Source organism: Denitrobaculum tricleocarpae, from assembly GCF_007004665.1.
Taxonomy (GTDB): domain Bacteria; phylum Pseudomonadota; class Alphaproteobacteria; order Kiloniellales; family Kiloniellaceae; genus Denitrobaculum; species Denitrobaculum tricleocarpae.
This window is the reverse complement of record NZ_ML660082.1, coordinates 1-1,684: the sequence shown is the minus strand read 5'-3', so window position 1 is coordinate 1,684 and position 1,684 is coordinate 1. Positions and strand designations below refer to the sequence as shown.

Annotated in this window: 1 protein-coding gene; it reads right to left on the bottom strand. The window is 60.2% G+C overall.

All coding sequences use genetic code 11. The annotated features are described in order from the left end of the window. Nucleotides 1-1,684 (bottom strand): hypothetical protein (locus FKG95_RS29860; protein WP_179954343.1); only part of this gene is annotated, 1,684 nt, incomplete at both ends.

The window sequence follows — 1,684 nt, the reverse complement described above, 5'->3', positions numbered from 1 at the left end:
CGCGCTGAACGGTTCACGCTGCCCGCCAAGATGAAGTCGGCGTCCAATGTCAGACCCTCGTCGATGCTCAATGTCCGGTTCGTCGTGGCCGCATCCAGAACAGTGTCGATCCCCAGCGTCACATTCTCAAAGAGACCACTCACGATCTCCAGACGGCCCGTCTGACCCGCAGCAGCCTCGATCACCGCATCCTCGATCCAGCCGTCAAGTGCAACCGAGCCCGAACTCACATCAACCGCAAAGCTCTCACCCGCATTGTTGATGTCGTCCAGACGCAGGATACCGCCATCAATCCCCGCAAGCGTTCCAAGGACCTGAATCCGGTCGTTGCTGTCAGAGGCGTAAAGCCGGCCGTCGCCCCGGATCGTGACCCCGGCGCCAAAGGTCAGGACCTCCGCGGCATTCGACGCACCCTCGAAGTCAATCCGGTTGTTGACCGCACCGCCCTCGAGCGCATTCGCCCGGCTCAAAAGGATCTCACCGGAACCATCGACCGTCTGCTCATCCGCAAAGCGCAGCGTCGCTATGCGTGACTGGGATCCCTCAAGCGAAAGATCCGCATTATTCAGGGTCAGCCCCTGCTCGATCGTCAGCGTCTTGCGTGCCCCGCTCGCATCCAGAGCCGTATCGATCCCGAGCGTCACACCCTCAAGCGTTCCGGACACAACCTCCAGACGCCCCGTCTGACCGGCCGCCGCCTCGATCACCGCATCCTCGATCCGACCCTGAACCGCAACCACGCCGGCACTCGCATCAACCGCAAAACTCTCACCTGCATTATCGATGTCGTCCAGACGCAGGGCACCGCCCTCGATCCCCGCGAGCGTTCCCAGAACCTGCAGACGGTCGTTCGCACCCGTCGCATAAAAACGGCCATCCCCACGGATCGTTAGGTCCTCGCCAAAAACCAAAGTCTCCGCGTTCGTCGAAACACCGTCAAAACGCAGGCTGTTGTTCACGATGCCCGCATCTAGGGCATTGGCACGGCTCAAAAGGATCTCACCGGAACCATCAACCTGTTGCGAGCCGGAGAAAATAACTGCAGCCGTCCGGGACGCTCCACCCGCAATCTCAAAAGTCCCGTCAACGGTCAGATCCGCATCGATCGTCGCGGAGCGGCTGCTGTAGCCGTAGCCGCCACCGCCCGCCACATCAATCGACGCAGCCGAACCCGCGCCAACCGTCAGACCATCAATCCGGGAAACCGAACTCAGATGCGCCGTCCCAGCCCCCGTCAGAGACACAGACGTCACATCGCCCGATATATCGACTGCCGAGCCGGCCGCGATATCGACCACCGCATTCGACAAACCACGGCGCAGTACCAGTTCACCACCGTTCACCTCAGACAGCGAAAGCATCTCGCCACCGTTGTCCACATCGAGCAGTGAAAGCCGCCCCCCGTCCGCAATCACATCCCCAAGAAAACGCAGATGATCCCCGGTCTGTGACGCATAGCCGAAACCCGTCCCGCGCAAGGTCACATCAGGACCAAAGGTCAGAACCTCCTCAACACCAGACTGCTCACCAAAGAAACGGAAAACATGGCTCTGATAACCGACCGAAACATCCGAACCGCCAAGAACGAACGCTCCCGTCCCAGAAACCGTCTGCTCACCATTAAAGAAAACCGTCGATCGACCAAAGGAACCACCCTCGACACCCAAGACACCGTCAAGCGTCA